At 62.7% G+C, this 16,918-nt stretch carries 16 protein-coding genes; 6 read left to right on the top strand and 10 right to left on the bottom strand.

Annotation, left to right across the window (positions count from 1 at the left end; all coding sequences use genetic code 11):
* Positions 1 to 48: 48 nt before the first annotated feature.
* The 8 genes from SZ64_RS15115 to SZ64_RS15150 all read right to left on the bottom strand — a co-directional run bounded on the left by SZ64_RS15115 (position 49) and on the right by SZ64_RS15150 (position 6,735).
* On the bottom strand, positions 49 to 1,566 hold the full coding sequence (locus SZ64_RS15115) for an NADH-ubiquinone oxidoreductase-F iron-sulfur binding region domain-containing protein (RefSeq protein ID WP_054531587.1): 1,518 nt from the start codon (positions 1,564 to 1,566) through the stop codon (positions 49 to 51).
* Positions 1,563 to 1,988: an NAD(P)H-dependent oxidoreductase subunit E gene (locus SZ64_RS15120; RefSeq protein ID WP_054531588.1), complete on the bottom strand. Its 426-nt coding sequence runs from the start codon at positions 1,986 to 1,988 to the stop codon at positions 1,563 to 1,565. The genes SZ64_RS15115 and SZ64_RS15120 overlap by 4 nt, the downstream gene beginning before the upstream one ends.
* Positions 1,985 to 2,824 carry an S-formylglutathione hydrolase gene (gene fghA, locus SZ64_RS15125; RefSeq protein ID WP_054531589.1) on the bottom strand — a complete coding sequence of 280 codons (840 nt, stop codon included), beginning with the start codon at positions 2,822 to 2,824 and terminating at the stop codon, positions 1,985 to 1,987. Before fghA ends, SZ64_RS15120 begins: the two co-directional genes overlap by 4 nt.
* Positions 2,821 to 3,204: a VOC family protein gene (locus SZ64_RS15130; RefSeq protein WP_054531590.1), complete on the bottom strand. Its 384-nt coding sequence runs from the start codon at positions 3,202 to 3,204 to the stop codon at positions 2,821 to 2,823. The genes fghA and SZ64_RS15130 overlap by 4 nt, the downstream gene beginning before the upstream one ends.
* A gap of 77 nt (positions 3,205 to 3,281) precedes the next feature.
* A complete protein-coding gene (locus tag SZ64_RS15135; RefSeq protein ID WP_054531591.1) occupies positions 3,282 to 3,662 on the bottom strand; it encodes a VOC family protein in 381 nt (126 codons plus the stop codon).
* Between the two features lie 27 nt (positions 3,663 to 3,689).
* Positions 3,690 to 4,802 carry an S-(hydroxymethyl)glutathione dehydrogenase/class III alcohol dehydrogenase gene (locus SZ64_RS15140; RefSeq protein ID WP_054531592.1) on the bottom strand — a complete coding sequence of 371 codons (1,113 nt, stop codon included), beginning with the start codon at positions 4,800 to 4,802 and terminating at the stop codon, positions 3,690 to 3,692.
* A 69-nt stretch (positions 4,803 to 4,871) separates the two neighbouring features.
* Complete coding sequence (locus SZ64_RS15145) at positions 4,872 to 6,215, bottom strand: MFS transporter (RefSeq protein WP_241773055.1); 1,344 nt, start codon at positions 6,213 to 6,215, stop codon at positions 4,872 to 4,874.
* An 82-nt stretch (positions 6,216 to 6,297) separates the two neighbouring features.
* On the bottom strand, positions 6,298 to 6,735 hold the full coding sequence (locus SZ64_RS15150) for a MarR family transcriptional regulator (protein ID WP_241773056.1): 438 nt from the start codon (positions 6,733 to 6,735) through the stop codon (positions 6,298 to 6,300).
* A gap of 94 nt (positions 6,736 to 6,829) precedes the next feature.
* Here SZ64_RS15150 and SZ64_RS15155 point away from each other — a divergent pair, with 94 nt between their 5' ends.
* The 3 genes from SZ64_RS15155 to SZ64_RS15165 all read left to right on the top strand — a co-directional run bounded on the left by SZ64_RS15155 (position 6,830) and on the right by SZ64_RS15165 (position 10,462).
* Positions 6,830 to 8,299 carry a carotenoid oxygenase family protein gene (locus tag SZ64_RS15155; protein ID WP_054531594.1) on the top strand — a complete coding sequence of 490 codons (1,470 nt, stop codon included), beginning with the start codon at positions 6,830 to 6,832 and terminating at the stop codon, positions 8,297 to 8,299.
* Between the two features lie 25 nt (positions 8,300 to 8,324).
* Positions 8,325 to 9,578 carry a serine hydrolase gene (locus SZ64_RS15160; RefSeq protein WP_054531595.1) on the top strand — a complete coding sequence of 418 codons (1,254 nt, stop codon included), beginning with the start codon at positions 8,325 to 8,327 and terminating at the stop codon, positions 9,576 to 9,578.
* 89 nt (positions 9,579 to 9,667) lie between these two features.
* Positions 9,668 to 10,462 (top strand): HAD-IIA family hydrolase, encoded by a 795-nt coding sequence (locus SZ64_RS15165; protein WP_054531596.1) that lies wholly within the window; start codon positions 9,668 to 9,670, stop codon positions 10,460 to 10,462.
* Positions 10,463 to 10,540: 78 nt separating this feature from the next.
* Here SZ64_RS15165 and SZ64_RS15170 read toward each other — a convergent pair whose 3' ends face one another.
* Positions 10,541 to 12,202 (bottom strand): GMC family oxidoreductase N-terminal domain-containing protein, encoded by a 1,662-nt coding sequence (locus SZ64_RS15170; RefSeq protein WP_054531597.1) that lies wholly within the window; start codon positions 12,200 to 12,202, stop codon positions 10,541 to 10,543.
* Between the two features lie 113 nt (positions 12,203 to 12,315).
* Between SZ64_RS15170 and SZ64_RS15175 the strand changes: the two genes are divergently transcribed.
* The 3 genes from SZ64_RS15175 (at position 12,316) to SZ64_RS15185 (ending at position 15,355) form a co-directional block, all read left to right on the top strand.
* Complete coding sequence (locus tag SZ64_RS15175) at positions 12,316 to 12,777, top strand: DUF3237 domain-containing protein (protein WP_054531598.1); 462 nt, start codon at positions 12,316 to 12,318, stop codon at positions 12,775 to 12,777.
* A gap of 166 nt (positions 12,778 to 12,943) precedes the next feature.
* Complete coding sequence (locus SZ64_RS15180; RefSeq protein WP_054531599.1) at positions 12,944 to 14,197, top strand: hypothetical protein; 1,254 nt, start codon at positions 12,944 to 12,946, stop codon at positions 14,195 to 14,197.
* 78 nt (positions 14,198 to 14,275) lie between these two features.
* Positions 14,276 to 15,355, top strand: a complete 1,080-nt coding sequence (locus tag SZ64_RS15185) for a hypothetical protein (RefSeq protein ID WP_054531600.1) — start codon at positions 14,276 to 14,278, stop codon at positions 15,353 to 15,355.
* An 8-nt stretch (positions 15,356 to 15,363) separates the two neighbouring features.
* Here SZ64_RS15185 and mdlC read toward each other — a convergent pair whose 3' ends face one another.
* Positions 15,364 to 16,914: a benzoylformate decarboxylase gene (gene mdlC, locus SZ64_RS15190; protein ID WP_054531601.1), complete on the bottom strand. Its 1,551-nt coding sequence runs from the start codon at positions 16,912 to 16,914 to the stop codon at positions 15,364 to 15,366.
* Positions 16,915 to 16,918: the final 4 nt, after the last annotated feature.

Here is a 16,918-nt window from a genome sequence, read left to right on the forward strand (position 1 = left end):
TGCTTTTCCATATCGTGAAAAAACGAAAGTTTTTCAGATATACGAAAATCACTTGCCCCGGAAATCGTCCGGCCAGTGCTTGAGCGCGCTCATCACCGGATAGGGAGTGAAACCGCCCAAAGCGCAGAGCGAGCCGAACTTCATCGTCTCGCACAGGTCTTCAAGCAGCTTGATCTCGTCTTCCTGGCTCCGGCCCTTCTTGGGCATGTTGTGCATCTGCGGCGCCAGTTCCACGCCTTCCAGCACACGGCCACCGGCGCGGATGCGGTCGATCAGCTCGACGCCGCGGGTGGAACCGATGCGGCAGGGCGTGCACTTGCCGCAGCTTTCAACGGCGCAGAATTCCATCGCGAAGCGCGCCATGGTGCCCATGTCCGCCGTATCGTCGAACACGGTGATGCCGGCATGGCCGATCAGCGCATCCAGCTTGGCATAGGCTTCATAATCGAAAGGCACTTCGAACTGGTCAGGGTGGATATAGGCGCCCAGCGGACCGCCGACCTGCACTGCCTTGACCGGGCGGCCCGATGCCGTGCCGCCGCCGATGTCATAGACCAGTTCGTTCAGCGTGATGCCGAACGCGGTTTCATACAGGCCGCCATGCTTGATGTTGCCGGCAAGCTGGATCGGCATGGTGCCCTTGGACCGGTCGATCCCCAGGCTCTGGTAATGTTCGGCGCCGCCTTCGGCCAGAATGTGGTGCACGGCACACAGGGTCAGCACGTTGTTGACGACGGTGGGCTTGCCGAACAGGCCCTGCAAGGCGGGCAGCGGCGGCTTGGCGCGTACTTCGCCGCGCTTGCCTTCAAGGCTGTTGAGCAGCGAGGTTTCCTCGCCGCAGACATAGGCCCCGGCGCCCGCGCGGATCTCGCATTCGAACGGCGCGATGATATGTGCGCACAGGTTCACCGCCTTGCGCAGCTTGTCGATCGCATCGGGATATTCGCTGCGGATGTAGATGTAGCCTTTGGTGGCGCCAACGGCTTCACCGGCAATGGCCATGCCTTCGATCAGGGCGAAGGGATCGCCTTCCATCATCATGCGGTCGGCAAAGGTGCCCGAATCGCCTTCGTCCGCATTGCAGACGATGTATTTCTGATCGGCCACGGCGCCGGCCACGGTCTTCCACTTGATCGCCGCGGGGAAGCCCGCGCCGCCACGGCCGCGCAGGCCGGAATGGAGCATTTCGGCGATGATCTGTTCGGAACCGATCTGGCGCGCGCGCTTCAGGCCAACCCAGCCATCGTGCTGTTCGTAATCTTCAAGGCTCAGCGGGCGCGACTTGCCCGCACGGGCGAAGGTCAGGCGCTGCTGGCTGGCGATGAAGGGGTGTTCGGCAATCACGCCGATGGCCTTGTCGCTCGAACCGTCGAGGATCGCGGCGACATCGTCTACCGTGGCGGGGCCGAAGCCCTTGCCGTCCACTTCGACCAGCGGCTCAAGCCACTGCATGCCCCAGCTGGAGGTGCGTTCCACCGTCGCGCCGGCCTTGGCGAAAGCTGCTGCTACTTCATCGGCGCCGCAGGCGCGCGCGAGAGCGTCATCGGAGATGCGGATGATAGTCATGCGTTTTCAATCAGCTTGTTGAGCGCCGCGCCGTCGAGCCGGGCATGGAGCTTGTCGCCCACACGGGCATTGGGGCCGCTGCTGCACAGGCCCAGGCAATAGACGTCGGCCAGCTTCACGCGCTCGCCAGCGGTTTTCACCGCGCCTTCTATCAGCGCTTCGACACCGCGCGCCTTGCAGCTTTCCGCACGGCAGATCTGCACCACGGGGCGCGAATCGGCCTTCGTATGGAAGTCGTGATAGAAACTGACCACGCCATGCACGTCGGCACGGCTGAGATTGAGGGCGAGGGCGATTGCGCGCTCGGCCTCCTCGTCCACGCAGCCGAATTCTTCCTGCACGTCGTGCAGAATCGGCAGCAGCGGGCCTTCACGGCCCTGATGGTCGGCGATGATTTCGGACAGGCGTTGTTCGCGGCTCATGCTTTCAGTCTTTCGGCGTGCCAGGCGACATGTTCGGCCATGAAGGTCGAGATGAAATAATAGGAGTGGTCATACCCCTCCTGCATGCGAATGGCGGCGCGCATATCGGCGTTTCGGCAGACATGGTCAAGCAACTGAGTCTTGAGCTGCCCTTCGAGGAAGTTGTCGGCCGTGCCCTGATCCACCAGAAGGTCCGGCAAACGGGCGCCGTCTTCGATCAGGGCAACGGCATCATATTCGCGCCATTTGGCCTTATCTTCACCGATATAGCCGCCCAGCGCCTTCTCGCCCCAGGGGCAGTTCAGCGGGCTGACGATCGGGGAAAAGGCACTGGTAGAGCGGAAGCGGCCGGGGTTGCGCAGGGAAATAGTCAACGCGCCATGGCCGCCCATCGAATGGCCAGTGATTCCCTGCCGGTCCATGTCGGCAGGAAATGCGGCGGCGATGATTCCCGGCAATTCCTGTTCGATATAGGACCGCATGCGGAAATTGGCCGCCCACGGTTCCTGCGTCGCGTCGACATAGAAGCCGGCGCCCTTGCCGAAATCATAGCCCTCGTCGTCGGGCACATCGTCCCCGCGGGGCGAGGTGTCGGGCGCGACGAAGATGATGCCATGTTCGGCGCAGGCCTGCCGGAACTCGCCCTTTTCGGTCACGTTCGCATGGGTGCAGGTAAGGCCGGAAAGATACCACAGCACGGGCAGCTTTGCGCCCGGCGCATGATCCGGCACGAAGACCGAGAAGGTCATCGGCGTGCCGGTGGCGGATGACGCATGCGTATAGACGCCCTGCGTACCGCCGTGGCTTTTCCACGTGCTGACGGTTTCGATGGTCATTTCACTTCCCGATAAAGCGCGCACAGCTTGTTGCCGTCCGGATCGCGCAGATAAGCGAGGTAGAGGCGGCCGTTGCTGCTGTCGCGCCAGCCCGGCGGGTCTTCGATGGCAGTGCCTCCGGCGGCCACGCCCGCTGCATGCCAGGCATCGGCCTGCTCCGGCGAATCCATCGCCAGGCCGATCGTTCCGCCATTGGCATGGGTCGCGGCTTCCCCGTCGATCGGGCGGGTCACCAGGAAGATCGCTTCCTTGTGCACATAGACAAGCCGGCCCTTCGCATCGACGAAGGCCGGATTGCCGCCACAGGCCGTGAACAGGGCGTCGTAAAACGCCTTTGAGCGGGCAATATCGTTACTGCCCACTGACAAATGGCTGAACATTGCGGAGTTCCTCCCCAGGCCCTCCCGGCAATCCGGCGCCGAATGCTTCGGCACCGGATTGCCCGGTGCAGGTCTGCTTAGCGTTCGCCGGTGTTCGGCGTGTAGGCGCAGATCTTGTGGCCGTCGGGATCGCGCAGATAGGCACCGTACATGTTGCCCGGCGAAGCCGCGCGGAAGCCCGGAGCGCCTGCATCGGTGCCGCCAGCGGCAAGGCCGGCCGCATGCCAGGCATCGACCTGATCGTAATCTGCGGCAGTAAAGCCGAAGGTGAAGCCGTTCATGCAGGTGGCGCTTTCGCCGTCAGCAGGCGTCGCCACGATGAAGCTGCCATTCGCGCTGGGATAGACGGTGCCGTGCGGCAGCGGGTGGCCTTCATAGCCCAGCACAGCCATGGTCGCGTCATAGAACTTGCGCGAAGCTTCGATGCTGTTGGTGCCGACGAAGATGTGATTGAACATCAGAAAGTTCCTTCCAGTGTGACTTGATCAGAAAACCACGACGCTGCGGATCGATTTGCCCGCGTGCATCAGGTCGAATGCGGTGTTGATGTCTTCCAGGCCCATGACGTGGGTGATCATGGGGTCGATCTCGATCTTGCCCTGCATGTACATGTCCACGATCTTGGGCACGTCGGTCCGGCCCTTGGCGCCGCCGAAGGCCGTGCCGCGCCAGTTGCGCCCGGTCACCAGCTGGAACGGGCGGGTGCTGATTTCCTTGCCCGCTTCGGCCACGCCGATGATGATCGAGGTGCCCCAGCCGCGGTGGCAGGCTTCCAGCGCTGTGCGCATCACTTCGGTATTGCCGGTGGCATCGAAGGTATAGTCCGCGCCGCCATCGGTCATGGTGACGATCTTGGCGACTACGTCCTCACGGCTCATGCCCTTGCTGTTGAGGAAGTCGGTCATGCCGAACTTGCGGCCCCATTCCTCGCGATCGGGGTTGATGTCCACGCCGATGATCTTGTCGGCCCCGGCAAGGCGCGCGCCCTGAATCACATTGAGGCCGATGCCGCCCAACCCGAAGACGACCACGTTGTCGCCCACCTGCACCTTTGCGGTGTTGATTACTGCGCCAACGCCCGTGGTCACGCCGCAGCCGATGTAGCAGCTGGTCTGGAACGGGGCGTCCTCGCGGATCTTGGCGACCGCGATTTCGGGCAGGACCGTGAAGTTCGAGAAGGTGGAGCAGCCCATGTAGTGGAAGATAGGCTCGCCCTTGTAGGAAAAGCGCGTGGTGCCATCGGGCATCAGGCCCTTGCCCTGCGTGGCGCGGATCGCGGTGCACAGGTTGGTCTTGCCCGAAAGGCACGACTTACACTGGCGGCATTCCGGCGTGTAGAGCGGGATCACGTGATCGCCCGGCTTCACCGAGGTCACGCCCGGCCCCACTTCGCGCACCACGCCTGCGCCTTCATGGCCCAGGATGGAGGGGAAGATGCCTTCGCTGTCGAACCCGTCCAGCGTGTAGGCATCGGTGTGGCAGATGCCGGTGGCCATGATTTCAACGAGAACTTCGCCGGCTTTCGGGCCTTCGAGATCGACTTCGACGATCTCGAGCGGCTGCTTCGGGGCGAAAGCTACGGCTGCACGGGTCTTCATGAAAACAACTCCTAGCGTGGATTTTTCGGCGATGTGGCCCCAATGGTCCACATCGCCCGGCGCTGCGCTTCAGTCGAGCGGCGTGCCCGAAGGCAGATCGTCCTGCCCGATCAGTTCATCGCCATCGTGTTCGGGCAACATCAGGAACAGGATCAGAGAGACCACCGAACCCAGGGCCATGATGATGGAGACGGTCAGCAACTGATCGTTGCCCAGCAGCTTGAACAGCGCGCCGGCAAGCAGCGGGCTGCCCGCCGCACCAAGGCGACCGATGCCGAGCACGAAGCCGGTGCCGGTGGCGCGGGCATAGGCCGGGAAGCCGCGCGCGAAGGCGGCATAATACCCGCTGATAGCGGCATTGGTGAAGAAGCCGGTGATGATCGTTGCCCACTGCCAGCCGTTGAGGGTTTCGCGGCCAAGGCCGAAAGCGCCGACGCCCACGGCGCCGATCAGCAGCATCAACGCAGTCGGCCACTTGATGCCCAGACGCGCCATCACGAAGCCGAACAGCATCGAGCCGAAGAAGCCGCCGATGTTGGCCGTGGTCAGCACGGTCGCGGCAACCGGCGGCGGATAGCCCGGAGGATAGTCCGCCACGATCTGCACCGCGAACTTCAGGATGTAGTAGAAGGTGATTGTGTGGAACATGTAGCCGAAGGCGAGCAGCAGCGTAATCGGGCGCAGCTTCGGATTGGAAAGGATATCCGTTACCTTGGGCTTGGGCTTGCTGACATCTGCCGCAGGCAGGCCATCGAGCGGCGCCTTGCCAAAGGCGGCCAGAGTCTTGTTTACGCCGGCCAGGTCGCCGCGCGAGGCACGATAGGCGGCGGTTTCCGGGACGAGCAGCCAAAGTACCGGGATCAGCGCCGCAGTGACTACTGCGCCCGCTTCGAACACGCCATGCCAGCCGAAGGCTTCCAGGAGGCCGGTGAACTTGACCATGCCCAGCACGTCGCCCGAGGCGGCAAAGCCGCCGATAATGGCGCCCAAGGGGTAACCGGCCACATAGACACCGATGCAGAAACGCCGCCAATGGCTATTGCTCACCTCGGCCGTCACCGCATTGGTGGCGGACAGCATGCCGCCGATGCCGATGCCAGTCGCAAAGCGATAGGCGAACATGTCAGGGATGCCGGTCGCATGGCCAGCCATCCACATGCCGATTGCCATCACGATGAGGCAGGCGATCATGGTGAGCTTGCGGCCGTATTTGTCAGCAGCGCCGCCCAGCAGGACTGAACCGAAGCCCATGCCGACCAGTTCGGCAGACAGGACGATGCTGAGTTCGGCGCGGTCGATGCCCCAGTCAGCCGAGATGCCCGGCGCGGCAAAAGCGCTGGCCAGCACGTCGAAACCGTCAAGGGCGTTGAGCAGGACCATCAGGATCACGACGATCCACTGGCGCGCGCTCATCGGCGTGTCATTGATAACGGAAATCGGGTTCCCCCCCCCGGACGGAGCTGCCATTCTTCTTGATCCTCTCTCTTGCGCGGCCTCAATCGTGGATTCGCGCCAGCATTTCCACCAATTTTTCGATTTCTTCGCTCGTGAAGCGGCTCTTGAGCCATTCTTCATGTTCGTGAATGGCCAGCTTCGCCTTGGCGAGCGCATCTGCCCCCACGTCTGTGAGATAGAGTGCCTGTTTGCGGCCGTCGGTTTCCGAACGTTCGCGGCGCAGGTAATCGCGATCCTGCAGGCGGTTCACGATGGTCATGGTCGTCGCCCGGTCCATGCGCAGGCGCTGGCCCAGCTCGATCTGCGAAATGGCGGGATTTTCGCCGACCAGCCACAGGACGGAGACCTGCTTCTGGGTCAGTTCGAGATTGGCGAAGGTCTCTGCAAAGTGGCGATAGACGGCACCGTGGGCCAAACGGATATGGAACCCCACGATATCATTAAGCTCGCCAATGGCGCTATCATTGCTTTTGATCAAAGACGCCGCGCCCACTGGCTCTAACCCCACCGCTTGTCGCTTGCCTAATTGTTAGTGGAGCATACAATCGCGTGCAAGGAGAGGATTTAGACCGATGTCCCATTTCCCGAATACCCCGAATTTCACCGGCTTCAACACGCCCAGCCGGATCGAAGCCGACATTTTCGATCTCGCGCATGAGGGCGAGATTCCCAAGGAAATCAACGGCGCCTTCTATCGCGTGCAGCCTGATCCGCAGTTTCCGCCCATGTTGGGCGATGACATCGCGTTCAATGGCGACGGGATGATCACCCGTTTCCACATCCATGATGGGCAGTGCGATTTCCGCCAGCGCTGGGCCAAGACCGACAAGTGGAAGGCCGAGCATGAAGCCGACCGTGGCCTGTTCGGCATGTATCGCAATCCGCTGACCGACGATCCTTCGACCAAGGGCATGATTCGCTCCACTGCCAACACCAATGCCTGGATTTTCGCGGGCAAGCTGTGGGCGATGAAGGAAGACAGCCCGGCCCTGATCATGGACCCGGTCTCCATGGAAACCGATGCCTTCCAGACCTGGGACGGCGCGATGAAGAGCCAGACCTTCACGGCCCACCCCAAGATCGACCCGCAGACCGGCAACATGGTCGCCATCGGCTATGCCGCATCGGGGCTGTGCACCGATGATGTTTCCTACATGGAAGTCAGCCCGGACGGGAAACTGATCCGCGAGAAGTGGTTCAAGGTGCCCTATTACTGCATGATGCATGATTTCGGCATCACCGAGGATTACCTGGTGCTGCACATCGTGCCCTCCATCGGCAGCTGGGAACGGCTGGAACAGAAGAAGCCGCATTTCGGCTTCGACACCACCATGCCCGTCTATCTGGGCATCATTCCGCGCCGCGACGACCTGAAGCAGGAAGACATCCGCTGGTTCAAGCGCGACAATTGCTTTGCCAGCCACGTGCTCAATGCCTGGCAGGAAGGCACCAAGGTCCACATCGTGGTGCCGGAAGCCAAGAACAACATGTTCCCCTTCTTCCCTGACGTGCACGGCGCGCCGTTCAACGGGATGGAGGCCATGAGCAAGCTCACGCGCTGGACGGTGGACATGGCCAGCAATGGCGAGGACTTCGCCGAGATTGAGCAGCTTACCGATACTGCATCCGAATTCCCCCGCATCGACGATCGCTTCACCGGCGTGAAGAACCGTTACGGCTGGGGCCTGGAAATGGACATGAAGCGTCCTTGCGAGCTGAAGGGCGGCAGTGCCGGCGGTTTCCTGATGAACTGCCTGTTCCTGAAAGATCTGGAAACCGGCGCCGAACAGCACTGGTGGTGCGGCCCGGTCAGCTCGCTGCAGGAACCCTGCTTCATCCCGCGCAGCAAGGATGGGCCGGAAGGCGACGGCTGGATCGTAATGGTCTGCAACCGGCTTGAGGACCACCGCAGCGATCTGTTGATCTTCGATGCGCTCGACATCGAGAAGGGCCCGGTCGCCACGGTGAACATCCCCATCCGCCTGCGTTTCGGCCTGCATGGCAATTTCGTCCGGGCGGAGGAAATCGGCCTGGCAGCATAAAATGCGATAATTGGGGAGAGGATCATTGCTGAAGACGTTTCTGGCCGGCGCCACGCTGGCGGCTGGTGCTGTGTGTGTCACTGCCTGCAGTCAGCCCAATGATCCTCCTCCCGCATCCGAAGCGCTGGAAGGCAAGACCTATCCGCTGACTCCGGCAGTGATTGCCATGCGTTGGCAATTGCTCAATCCGGACGTGAACAGCTTCATCTTCCGCGAACTCGACACAATATTCGAAACGCGCCCGGTGCCGCACAGCGGCGAAGTGTGGGACCTGCCCAAGGGCAAGGCCATGGCCATGCCCGCCGATAGGTTCGGCGGCGGCAGCTACGATTACGGGCAGTTTGCGGAGCGCACTTACACCAACGCCATGCTGGTGATCCGCGACGGCAAGATCGTGTTCGAGGATTACCGCAACCGGATGGAGGACGGCTCTCCGCATATCGCCTTCTCCATGTCCAAGACGATCACTTCGCTGCTGGTCGGCATCGCGCTGGATCAGGGCAAGATCGGCTCGCTCGACGATCCGGCGACCAAATATGTGCCGCAGCTCAAGGGCACCGGCTATGACGGGGTGACGATCCGCCAGATCCTGCAGATGCGATCGGGAGTCGCTTATGAAGAGCGTTACGATTTCGGCGCCAATCCCAGCTTTGCGGGCAAGCTGCACGAACAGGCGATCGTGCTGAACAAGATGCGCTTTGCCGATGGTGCACTGGAGACGAAGCGGGCGAACGAGCCGGGCAGCACCTTCAACTATTCCACGCTGGATACGATGGTGCTCGGCTGGATACTGGAGGAAGCCACCGGGCAGAAGCTGGAAGACTATACCCGGGCCAATCTCTGGGGCCCGCTGGGCGCTGAAGCCGATGGCTTCTGGCTCGCCGATGGCCCGCCCGGTGCTGGCCGCGCACTCAACGGCATGGGTTTCAACGCCCGGCTGCGCGATTTCGGCCGGCTTGGCGAGCTGATGCTGAATGACGGGATGCGCGGCGAAACGCGCGTGATCCCGGAAGGCTGGATGAAACAGGCCACAACCATGCTGCCCACCGGCGCCCCGGCGGATCAGGGCTTCCCCGGCTATGGCTATCAGATCTGGCAGATCGACGATGAGCCGGGCGCCTATGCGGCGGTCGGCCTTGCCGGGCAGTTCATCTATGTCAGCCCGGCAACGAAAACCGTGATCGTGAAGCTGAGCTATTATCCGCCGGTTCCGCCGCCAACCGTGGACGGTGAAGTGATTTCCTATTTCAAGGCGATTGCCCATACGCCGGTGGAATAGGCGGATTTAGCGGATGCAGGATCGGGGCGGGCGCATTATCTCTCTCGTCATAAAGCAATAATCGAAGAAGCGAGGAGTGACGCCCGCCCATGACCACTGCCAATGTAAGTGACCGCAAGCCGATAGAATGCTGGCTGACCGATATGGACGGCGTGCTGGTCCATGAAGGCAATGCCCTGCCCGGCGCGGCGGAGTTCATTGCCCGGCTGGTGGAGAAACAGCGCCGCTTCCTGCTGCTGACCAACAATTCCATCTACACGCCGCGCGATCTGGCCGCCCGGCTGGAAAGTTCGGGCCTGAAAGTGCCGGAGGAATCGATTTTCACCTCTGCGCTGGCCACGGCGGATTTCCTCGCCTCGCAGCAGCCGCGCGGTACGGCTTTCGTCATCGGGGAGGCCGGGCTGACCACTGCCCTGCATGAGATCGGCTATACATTGACCGACAATGATCCCGATTACGTGGTGATCGGCGAATTGCGCAGCTACAGCTTCGAGGCGATCACCAAGGCGATCCGGCTGGTGGGCAAGGGTGCGCGCTTTATCGCCACCAATCCCGATGTCACGTCGCCTTCGCCCGAAGGGCCGCTGCCCGCCACCGGATCGGTCGCGGCGATGATCACCAAGGCGACCGGGGCGAAACCCTATTTCGTAGGCAAGCCCAACCCCATGATGTTCCGCAGCGCGCTGAACCGGATCGAGGCCCATTCGGAAACCACCGCCATGATCGGAGACCGGATGGATACGGACATCGTCGCAGGGATCGAGGCCGGGCTTGAGACGATCCTTGTTCTGACCGGTTCGACGAAGAAGGAACAGGTCGCCCGTTATCCTTTCCGCCCCAACCGGGTGCTGCCGTCCATCGCGCAGGTCGTCGATCTGGTCTGAGATAGCTGCAATGCGAAAAGGGCCGCCCCGGCATTCCGGAGCGGCCCTTTTTCATTCAGGCCAAAGCAACGCGCTGCGTCAGGCGGCGAGGGCGGCCTTCGCATCGGCCAGGATCATCGCGCTGCCCTTTTCGGCAACCATGATCGTGGGCGCATTGGTGTTGCCCGAGGTGATGCGCGGGAAGACCGAGGCGTCGATCACGCGCAGGCCTTCCACGCCGCGCACGCGCAACTGCGGGTCCAGCGGGAAGCGTTCGTCCGGGCCCATCGCGACAGTGCCGACCGGGTGGTAGACGGTTGCCGCTGCGATCTTGGCATAATCCAGGATCTGTTCGTCCGTCTCGCCGAAGGGATCGCCCTTCTGCGCCATATAGGGTTCCAGCGCCGGCTGCTGCCAGATCTTGCGGATGATCTTGAGCTGGGTGACGGCCATTTCCTGATCGTAGGCATCGGAGAAATAGTTCGGCACGATCTTCGGCGTCACGGTGCCGTCGGGCGACTTGGCGTGGATCGAACCGCGCGATTCCGGGCGCAGCTGGCAGGGGTTGGACGCAAGGCCCGGTTCCTTTTCCAGCTGCAGGCCCTGCGTGGTGGCCAGCACTTCAAGGTCCATCGAAGCGGCCATCACATGGATCTGCATGTCCGGCGTCGCCAGTTCAGGGCGCGTCTTCAGGAAGCAGCAGCCATGGGCCACGGCCATGGACAGCAGGCCCTTGCGGGTCAGGCCATACTTCACCACTTCCTTGACGAGGTTGAAGCCGGTCGAACGGTTGTTGATCGAGTGCCAGTCTTCCTTCAGGCGGGCCTGACAGCCGATCATCACGTGGTCCTGCAGGTTCTCGCCGACCATCTTCGATTCATGCACCAGCTGCACGCCCAGTTCCTGCAGCAGCTGGCCCTGGCCGATGCCGGAGATTTCCAGCAGCTTGGGGCTTTCCACCGAACCGGCGGCAAGGATGACTTCACGAGCGGCATAGACGCGGCGGGTCTCGTCACCCTGGCGGAATTCCACGCCGATGGCCTTCTTGCCGTCGAACAGGATGCGCGTGGTCATCGCGCGGGTTTCCACGCGCAGGTTGGAGCGGCCCATGGCGGGGTGGAGGAAGGCCACCGCAGTGGAACAGCGCGTGCCGTTGCGCTGGGTCACCTGGAAGAAGCTGGCCCCTTCCTGATCGCCGTCATTCAGATCGTGCTTGGCCGGAACGCCGGCTTCGACGCAGGCTTCCACCAGCGCCTTGGAAACGGGGTGTTCTTCCGGAAAGTCCGAAACGCTCAGCGGGCCGCCCTTGCCGTGGAATTCGTCGGCGCCGCGCTGCTGGTCTTCGCTCTTGATGAAGTAGGGAAGGCAATCGTCCCAGCTCCAGCCCTGTGCGCCCATCTGGGCCCAGCCATCGTAATCGGCGGCCTGGCCGCGCACATAGAGCAGGCCGTTGATGGAGGAGGAACCGCCCAGCACCTTGCCCTTGGGCCATTTGTGCGGGCGTCCGCCGGTGCCTTCGTCCACTTCGGTTTCGTAGAGCCAGTTCACCTTCGGATCGTTCAGCGTCTTGCCGAAGCCGATGGGGATGTGGATCATCATGTTGGACATGAACTGCGAAGGTTCGCGCAGCGGACGGTCGTCGCCGCCGGCTTCCAGCAGCACTACCTTGAATTCGCCGCTCTCGGTCAGTCGGTTGGCCAGAACGCAGCCTGCGCTGCCCGCGCCTACGATGACATAGTCTGCATGAAGGTCGCCCGACATACCGCAATTCTCCTCTCAGATTTCCGCCGCGCAATAGCGCGATTCGCTTGCGATGGAAGCTAGGATTCTTCAAGCGTTGAGCAACGTAAAAATGCCAATTTCCGGAGAGGACGATGATCAAACCCGAACTTGAGTTTGTCTATGAAGCAGGCGGCGAGCTGGATGCCCCGCGCCAGATCGGCCAGACCTATGACGGCACGCGGCGCATCATTCCCATCCTGACGGGTGGCTATGTCAAAGGGCCGCTGATTTCCGGCCGGCTGATGGGCAATTCCGCAGACTGGCAGGTTACCCGCCCCGATGGGGTGACAGTGGCCGATGCGATCTATGCGATCGAGACGGATGACGGTGCGGTGATCCAGATCCGCAACAAGGGCCTGCGTCATGGTCCGCCCGAAGTGATGGCCCGGCTGGCTGCGGGCGAGGACGTCGATCCGGCGGAATATTATTTCCGCACCGTGCCTGAATTCATCGCTCCCGATGGGCCGTATGACTGGCTCAACCGTTCGATCTTCATTTGTGCAGGCGCACGCTATGCCAGCAGCATCAAACTGTGGGTCTGGCGCGTGCTTTAAGGCCGGTCCCGGCTTGCCCATGGCCGGTGGGAACGCTAGGGCAAAGATGACAAAGTCCGAACTTCACGCAGCGACGGAAATCTCAGGATCGTTCTGCGCGCGCGCGAGTTGAAGGCAGGTCTGGGTGAATTCTAGTAAGCTAGAAATAGAACAGGGAGATACTGAAATGGTCCGTCCTTCGCTGGCCTTGCGCCTTTCTGCCACTGCTGCCGCGATCGGCCTTGCCGCCGCCGCGCTGGCCGGCCCGGCCGCAGCTGCGGATACGCCCCCGGCGGGCGTGCCCGCTGACCTCACCGCGCTGCCGGCGACCCCTACCGACTATACTCCGGGCAAGACGCCGTGGGGCGACTGGGATTTCCGCGGCACCTGGCCGATCGAGAACCTGCCTTCCACCCGCATCCTGTTCCAGCGCATGACCGGCTATGGCGACCGCATCTGGCTGACGCCCGAAGAACATGCAAAGCGCGTGGCCAATGCCCAGCGTTCGGACGAATCCTATTCCGCCGAAGGGCAGGGGCTGAATGTCAGCGGCACGGAAGGCCTGCTCGACTGGGTGAAGAACTCCACCTATTCCTGGCGCACCTCGATGCTGGTCAGCCCGCAGGACGGCCAGCTGCCCGCGCTCACCCCCAATGCTGAGAAGCTTTATAAAGAAGGCCGCTCGGGCTGGGTTCCGGGCCAGGATTACGACTGGGTGGACGATTTCGACAGCTGGGATCGCTGCGTCTCGCGCGGGTTCCCCGCCTCCATGTTCCCCTTCCGCTACAATAACGGCATCCGCGTGTTCCAGTCGCCGGGTTACGTCGTGATCCAGCTTGAAATGCTGGGCAACCGCGTCGTGCCGATCATGGACAAGGCCAAGGCCCAGTCCATGCACTGGCCGAGCGACGTGGAAGCCTGGATGGGCAATTCGGTCGGCTATTGGGAAGGCAAGACGCTGGTGATCGAGACGACCAACATCGTCTCGGGCGACAGCGCCACGCGCGACGTTTCCAAGCGCGCCGCTTCGCCGCTGAACATGGCGACGCAGCACGTGCCGCCCTTCAACACCATTCCGATGAGCAAGCAGGCCAAGACGGTCGAGAAGCTGACCATGACCGGCCCGAACGCGATCCTCTACGAGATCACCTATTCGGACCCCGAAGTGTTCACGAAGCCCTGGACCGCCCAGCTCGAATGGAGCCGCGACGACAAGTACCAGTTCTTCGAATATGCCTGCCATGAAGGCAATGTGCAGCTTCGCAACTACATCTCCGCCTCGCGTGCGCATCGTGCGGATATCGCGGCGGGCAAGGAAAAGCCCGAAACGGCCGAGGAAGATTCGCGTTCGCGCTTCGCCAACCAGTTCGACTTCGATCCGGTGGCACCGGGCGCGCCGTCCTTCGGCCCGCCGCCGGCGGCTCCTTCGCGCGGCGAATAATCGCCCGTTGGCCGCACGCGCGGCATTGGGATACAATCTCCGCAAACATGGCCCAGCCGTGTTTGCGGAGATGTTCCAATGATGCGGCCCGTCTGGAAGCTGCGCTTTCTTCCTGTCTGCGTGACGGTATCGGCGCTCGCCGCAATCTGTGGCCGCGCCGATGCGCAGCCGCCTGATGCCGATCCCGCAGGTGCCACGGTCGACGCGTCACATGCCGGCTGGCCGAAGACGCCATGGGGCGATCCCGATTTGCGCGGGACATGGCCGCTCCAGAATATCAGCGATGCCGGTATCCCGCTTCAGCGCCCTGTGGCGATAGGAACCCGTGCCGAGCTGACCGATGAGGAATTCGCCGAACGGCTGCGCGAGGCCGAAGAATCCGATGCTGCCTATTCGGTCGAGATCGACGGGGATGGCACGGCAGGCCTGGCGGACTGGCTGAGGGCCTCACCGCTCGGTCGGCGCACCTCCTTGATCGTCAGCCCGGCCAATGGGCGCCTGCCGTCGCTTACCCCGCAGGCGGCAGAGCTTTATGCCAAGGGCAGGTCCACATGGCAGTCAGCCGATGTGGTGGACTGGATCAGCGACCTCGACCCCTTCGAACGCTGTATCACCCGCGGCTTCCCGGCAGTGATGCTGCCGCAGCCCTATAATAACGGCATTCGCGTGTTCCAGTCGCCGGGCTACGTCGTGCTGCAGCTTGAAACCTTCGGAACCCGCGTGATCCCGCTTGGTCCAACACCGCCATGGCCCACGCAGATGCGCGCATGGCACGGCAACAGCCGCGGGCATTGGGAAGGCGACACGCTGGTGATCGAGACGAGCAATATCGTCAGCGGCGATAGTGCGACCACCGATCTTGCGAAACGTGCCGCTGGTCCCGTTCCGGGCCGCAACAATGCGACGCTGCCGGTCGGCCCGGATGCCAGAGTGATCGAGCGGCTGACCATGATCGGGCGCGACACGATTGCCTATCGCTTGACCTATGACGATCCCGCAGTGTTCACTGCCCCGTGGACGGCGGACCTGCAATGGACCCGCGACGAGAGCTACAGAATCTACGAATATGCCTGCCACGAGCGGAATACGGTGACCGAGGCCATCGACGGATCGCGCGCGAAAAGGCGGGCGGATGCCGAAGCCGTGGCAGGCAATTAGTCAGGTGGTCAGGCGATCCTGATATCCAGCAGCGATGGGCCGGTCTGGGCGAAGCTCCATTCCAGCGCCTCGTCCAGTTCTCCGACCGTATCCACCCGCCGCGCGGGCACGCCGTGCCCTTCGGCGATGCTGACGAAGTCCAGCCCGGTCAGATCGCAGCCGGGCACGTGGTTCATGCCGAACTCGCCGGAAAAGCCGGTCAGGGCGGCATAGGCCGCATTGTTCAGGATCAGGAAGCTGACATTGGCCGCTTCCAGCCTTGCCGCGAACAGGCCCTGGATCGTGTACATCGCACTGCCATCGCCAAGGATCGCCACGACCTTGTCTTCCTGCCCCAGAGCAATGCCGATGGAGGCGGGCAGCGAATAGCCCAGGCCGCCGCTGGCGCAGGTGTAGAACCCGCCCTCCCGAGTGATGGGCAGCACGTCATGCTCTGGCCCGCGTGCGGTCGGGGCCTCTTCCACAATCACGGCCTGCTCGGGCCGCAGTTCCGACACGCGCTTGAGCACATAGGGGGCGTTCATGGCGGGTTCGGGGCTTTTCAGCACATGGCTGGTGCCGTTGAATACACGCTCATTTGTGAACTCGGCGAGGATTGCCAGCCCGGCGCCGACATCGCCCAGCACGCCGAAACCGCCGGGCAGGGCCGCCAGATGATTGGGATCGTCGCTCAGCGCGGCAAGCTGCGCGTGCTGTGGCCAGTGCGGCCCGCTGCCTTCGACGTGATAGGTAAACACCGGCGCCCCCGCGACCAGGATCGCGTCAAAAGGTGCCAGCAGCGCCTGGATCTGGTCCCGCCAGGCGGGCAGAAAACCGGCGAATTGCGGGTGCGTTTCCGGGAATGTTTCCCGCGCGGCATAGGGCGCGGCCCACACGCTGGCGCCGATCTTCTCGGCCAGTTCGATCGCATCGTCCCACCCGCCACAATTGGCGACACCGGTGCCCAGCACCAGCGCGGGCTTTTGCGCCGCATCGAGCATCTCCGCGATCCGGGTCAGCCCGTCGCCATCGGGTGTGCGCGACAGGGTGACTTGCGGCAGCAGCGGCATTTCGCATTCCCGGTCCCAGTCATCGACCGGGATGGAAACGAACACCGGCCCCATCGGCGGGGTCAGCGCGGTGATGAAGGCCCGGATCAGCGCCTGCGGCACATCCTGCGCGCGGGCAGGCTCCACCGAGAACTTCACATAGGGGCGCGGGAATTCGGTCGCCCGTTCGGCAAAGAGGAAGGGATCGTATGGCAGGATGCTGCGCGCCTGCTGCCCGGCGGTGACGACGATGGGCGTATTGTTCTTATAGGCGGTGAACAGATTGCCCAGCGAATGGCCGGTGCCTGCCGAGCTGTGCAAATTCACCAGCGAAGGCTTGCCCGTGGCGCGGGCATAGCCATCGGCCATGCCCATCACCACGGCTTCATTCAGACCCATGACATAGGGGAAGGGCATGGCCTTCAGCATGGGCAGTTCGGTGCTGCCCGGATTGCCGAACAGCCGGTCCACGCCGAAGTGCTGGAAGATACGGAATGCCGCCTCGCGGACGGTGACGATTTCAGTGCTCATGATT

This window comes from Erythrobacter sp. SG61-1L, from assembly GCF_001305965.1.
Taxonomy (GTDB): Bacteria; Pseudomonadota; Alphaproteobacteria; order Sphingomonadales; family Sphingomonadaceae; genus Andeanibacterium.